A 4,243-nucleotide genomic window follows, 5' to 3' on the forward strand; every position below is an offset into this window, starting at 1 on the left:
GGCAACATCTCGGTGCGCACGCCCGACGGGGGCCTGCTGGTGACGCCCACGGGCGCAAGCTTCGGGCGGCTGGACCCGGACCGGCTGTCGGTTCTGGACGCGCAGGGCCGCCACGTCGGCGGCGACCGCCCCACCAAGGAGATGCCCCTGCACGCCGCGTTCCACGACACGCGGCCGGGGACGGGGGCGGTGGTGCATCTGCACTCGACCCATGCCACGGCGCTGTCGATGCTGCCCGACATCGATCCCGACGATGCGGTGCCGCCGCTGACGCCGTATCTGGTGATGCGGGTGGGCCGGGTGGCGCTGCTGCCGTTCTTCGTGCCCGGGGACGATGCGATGGCGGATGCGGTGCGGGCCCTCGGGGGGCGGCGCGCGGCGGTGCTGCTGGCGCACCACGGCCCGGTGGTGGCGGGCGCCACGCTGGAGGCCGCGGTGTTCGCCATGGAGGAGCTGGAGGAGACCGCGCGCCTGGCGCTGATCCTGCGCGGCACCGGCGCGCGGCCGCTGTCGGCCGATCAGATCGCGCGGGTCAGCGCGCGCTACGGGGGGGTGTGATGCGGTATTCCGCCAATCTGGGGTTTCTGTTCACCGATCTGGCGCTGCCGGACGCGATCCGGGCCGCCCATGCCGCCGGGTTCGACGCGGTGGAGTGTCATTTCCCCTATGCCACCCCCGCGGCCGAGGTCGCGGCCGCGCTGGCGCAGACGGGGATGGCGATGCTGGGCCTGAACACCCATCCGGGCGACCGGGGCGCGGGGGACTTCGGCCTCGCCGCCCTGCCGGGCCGGGAGGAGGAGGCCCGCGCGGCCATCGCGCAGGCGGTGGCGTACGCCGCCGCCACCGGCACGCGGGCGGTGCATGTGATGGCCGGGGTGACGGACGATCCCCGCGCGGGCGCGACGTTTGCGGCCAATCTGGCGTTTGCCTGCGACTGCGCCGCGCCGCACGGCATCACCGTGCTGATCGAGCCGCTGAACCCGCGCGACGTGCCCGGCTATCACCTGCTGGGGGCCGACCATGCGGCGCGGGTGATCGCGGATGTGGGGCGCGACGCGCTGCGGCTGATGTTCGACTGCTACCATTTGCAGATCACCGGGGGCGATCTGCTGATGCGGTTCCGTGCGCTGCGCCCCCTGATCGGGCATGTGCAGTTCGCGGGCGTGCCCGACCGGGGCGATCCGTCGGTGGGCGAGGTCGATTACAGCTGGCTGCTGCCGCGCCTGGCCGCCGAGGGGTGGGACGCGCCGTTCGGCGCCGAATACCGCCCCGCCGGGGCCACCGGCGACAGCCTGGGATGGCTGTCGCGCTGGCGCTGAGGGGTCAGTCCAGGCAGCGGATCAGAATGGTGGCGGCGGCGGCGGCCTCCACCACCTCCCAGGCGGCCAGCGGGGCTGCGGGGGCGGTGGTGCCCTTGGTCGGCACCAGGGTATGGCTGATGGCGTTGGCGCTCAGGAAGCGGATCGCCTCGGCGGTGGGGACGGCAAAGTTGACGTTCTGCGCGCCGCGAAAGACATCCTCGGACAGGGTGGCCGACAGCACGCCGATCACCGCGCCGCCCGCGTCGATCACCGGCCCGCCGGAATTGCCCGGCTGCACCGGCGCCGAGATCTGGATCAGGCTTTCGCCGCCATCGAAGCCCGACAGCGCGTTGACCGACCCCGAGGTCGCCCGCACCGACGGCGTCAGGATGTCGGCCAGCGGATAGCCGATGGCGTGCACCGGTTCGGCCAGCCGCGCCAGCGTGCTGCGCAGCGGCAGGGGGGCGGCCCCCGGCGCGGGGTCCAGCAGGATGGCGGCGAGGTCGGCGCCGTCATCCTCGATCACGCGGGTGACGGTGGTGCCCGCGACCTCCAGGGTGGTGCAGCCGGCGACGACATGGGCGTTGGTCAGCGCCCATCCCTCGCGGTTCACCACGAACCCGGTGCCGCTGCCGGCCACGCCGCCGCCCGGGTCGCCAAACCCGCCGCCGGGCCCGGGCGCCTGGCCGGGGCCGAAGGTTTCCAGCACCAGCCGCGCGGCGCACAGATCGCGGCCAAAGGTGCCGACCCAGATGTCATAGCTGCCCTCGGCCGCGCGGGGCAGGGCGATGGCGGGGTCCAGCCCGTCGAAATCGTCGTTGAAGTGCCATTGCGTGGCGGGATCGTTGACCAGCAGGACGGTGTCGCAGTCCCCCTCCACGCGGATGAAAAGGTCGCGTTGGGCGGCGTTGTCGGTGAAGCGCAGCCGCAGGTCGGGGGCGGCAACGACATACCCCGCGCCCGGCTGGTCGCAGTCGCGCAGGTTGTGATCCCCCCCGGCCGTCAGGGCGTATGTCTGCGGCGTCCACAGCGCGTCCGAGGAGTGCGTGACCGCGTCCTCGGCCAGGCGCCAGTCGGGGCAGGCCGCCGCCGCGCCCGCCCATGGTCCCGCTGCCGCGAGGATGATCGCGCCGATTGCCTGCCGCATGCCGTCTGCCCCTTCACCGTTGCGTGAGCCCGACAGTCCGACACCGCACCGGGCGGGTCAAGCGGCCATCGGGCGGGTCGCGCCGGATGCAGGCTGTGCCTGAAAGATGAACATCTGACCAACAGTTGTGCGGCGCACGTCAATGTGGTTTCAGTTCCTGCCGACGCGCTGTTGCCCGGCGCCGATCGGAGGTCCTTGTTTTCCGATGTCGCGCCATACAGGTCCGGACCAGACAACGATCACATGACAGGGAGTGTCCCCATGACCCGATCCACCACAGCGATCCTGAAAGCCGCCGCCGCCGCCGCCACCGTGGCCGTGCTGGCCGGGCCCGCCGCCGCCGACAGCTTTCCCGAGCGCGAGGTGCAGATGATCATCCCCTTCGGCCCCGGCGGTGCCACCGACATCATCTTTCGCCTGATCGCCGCCGAGGCCGAGAAGCACCTGGGCCAGGCCATCGTGCCGGTGAACATGCCCGGCGCCGGGGCCACGCGCGGATCGCGCCATGTGCTGGAGGCCGCGCCCGACGGCTACACCGTGCTGGCCAGCCATGACACCATCGCGTTGTCGAACCTGGCGGGGATGGTGGATTATTCCTATGACGCCTTTGCGCCGGTGGCGCTGGTGACGCAGACGATCAACATCGCCTCCACCCACGCCGACCACCCGGCGCAAACCGCCGCCGACATCGCCGAGATGGTGCGCGAGAACCCCGGCCGGGTGCGCTTCAGCATGATCCCGACCTCCACCGACCATTTCTTCTGGGCGCAGTTCTTCGATGCGGCCGGGATCTCGATGGATGACGTGCGCATGGTCGGTTACGCCGACACCGGCGAGCAGGTGGCCGCGCTGATGGCCCGCGAGATCGATTTCACCGTCCTGAACATGCCGTCGGGGGGGGCGCATTACGCCGCCGGGACCTTCCGCCCGCTGGGCGTGGCGCATGACGCGCGGCTGGGCAGCCTGCCGGACGCGCCGACCATGGCCGAGCAGGGGATCGCGCTGGAGCACGCCACCTCGCGCGGGATCTTTGCGCCGCTGGGCACCCCGCAGGATCGGGTGGACACGCTGGCCGCCGCCTTCGGGGCCGCGCTGGAGACCCCCGAGCTGGTGTCCCGGATCGAGACCGAGTTCGGCTCCATCGTGCGGTTCCTGCAGGGCGCGGAGTACCAGGCGTTCCTGGATGCCAACCTGGAGGGGCTGACCCGCGCCGCCGGGAACATCGACTTCGAGGGCTGAGGCCCGCGCCGGGGGCCGCGCGGCCCCCGGCCATCCAGCAAAGGGGGCCGCGATGGCATTTCTGACCCGCGACCGGGCGCTGGCGCTTGCGGTGCTGGCGATGGTGGCGATCCTCGGCTGGGAGTCGCGCAACATTCCGGGGCCGAGCCGGTGGCAGACCTACGGCTCGGACTTTTTCCCGCAGCTGTTGTTGTGGGCGCTGGGGGGGCTGGCGCTGGTGCTGCTGGCGCGGACCTTCGTGGCGCGCGGCCCGGATCGGGAGGCGGCGCCCATGGTGTGGCCGGACCTGGGACGGTTCGCGCGCGCCAACCCGCGCATCCTGGGCGTGCTGGTGCTGTTCGGGGCCTATGTCTGGGTGTTGCCGGTGCTGGGGTTCCGGGTGGCGAGCGTCGGCTATCTGCTGGCGGCGTTCGGGGTGCTGACGGGGTTCCGGTCCTGGCGCACGGTTGCCATCTGCGCGGCGGTGGCGGTGGTGATGCCGCTGCTGGTGTACGCGGTGTTCCAGTACGGTTTGCGCATCCGCCTGCCCTGAGGCCCGACCCCCTGCGGCCCCATC

Annotated in this window: 5 protein-coding genes; 4 read left to right on the plus strand and 1 reads right to left on the minus strand. The window is 72.3% G+C overall.

Features of this window, described 5'->3' with window-relative positions; genetic code table 11:
• Together otnC and CCR87_RS01045 are read left to right on the plus strand one after the other, a co-directional pair.
• Positions 1–558: 3-oxo-tetronate 4-phosphate decarboxylase (otnC, locus tag CCR87_RS01040; protein WP_201155474.1), on the plus strand; the 558-nt coding region annotated here is incomplete at its 5' end.
• Positions 558–1,319, plus strand: coding sequence for a hydroxypyruvate isomerase family protein (locus CCR87_RS01045; protein ID WP_201155475.1), 762 nt, complete (start codon positions 558–560; stop codon positions 1,317–1,319). The genes otnC and CCR87_RS01045, both read left to right, overlap by 1 nt.
• Positions 1,320–1,323: 4 nt before the next feature.
• Here CCR87_RS01045 and CCR87_RS01050 read toward each other — a convergent pair whose 3' ends face one another.
• Positions 1,324–2,448: a S1C family serine protease gene (locus CCR87_RS01050; RefSeq protein WP_201155476.1), complete on the minus strand. Its 1,125-nt coding sequence runs from the start codon at positions 2,446–2,448 to the stop codon at positions 1,324–1,326.
• A gap of 261 nt (positions 2,449–2,709) precedes the next feature.
• Between CCR87_RS01050 and CCR87_RS01055 the strand changes: the two genes are divergently transcribed.
• Both CCR87_RS01055 and CCR87_RS01060 read left to right on the plus strand, forming a co-directional pair.
• Positions 2,710–3,687 (plus strand): Bug family tripartite tricarboxylate transporter substrate binding protein, encoded by a 978-nt coding sequence (locus tag CCR87_RS01055; RefSeq protein ID WP_201155477.1) that lies wholly within the window; start codon positions 2,710–2,712, stop codon positions 3,685–3,687.
• A gap of 52 nt (positions 3,688–3,739) precedes the next feature.
• Positions 3,740–4,219 (plus strand): tripartite tricarboxylate transporter TctB family protein, encoded by a 480-nt coding sequence (locus CCR87_RS01060; protein ID WP_201155478.1) that lies wholly within the window; start codon positions 3,740–3,742, stop codon positions 4,217–4,219.
• The last annotated feature ends 24 nt before the right edge of the window (positions 4,220–4,243 follow it).

The organism is Rhodobaculum claviforme, from assembly GCF_016653255.1.
Lineage (GTDB): Bacteria > Pseudomonadota > Alphaproteobacteria > Rhodobacterales > Rhodobacteraceae > Rhodobaculum > Rhodobaculum claviforme.

Excerpts from the sequence above, each read along its gene's own strand:
- CCR87_RS01045 (WP_201155475.1), top strand. The coding sequence starts at position 558 with ATGCGGTATTCCGCCAATCTGGGGTTTCTGTTCACCGATCTGGCGCTG.
- CCR87_RS01050 (WP_201155476.1), bottom strand. The coding sequence starts at position 2,448 with ATGCGGCAGGCAATCGGCGCGATCATCCTCGCGGCAGCGGGACCATGG.
- CCR87_RS01055 (WP_201155477.1), top strand. The coding sequence starts at position 2,710 with ATGACCCGATCCACCACAGCGATCCTGAAAGCCGCCGCCGCCGCCGCC.
- CCR87_RS01060 (WP_201155478.1), top strand. The coding sequence starts at position 3,740 with ATGGCATTTCTGACCCGCGACCGGGCGCTGGCGCTTGCGGTGCTGGCG.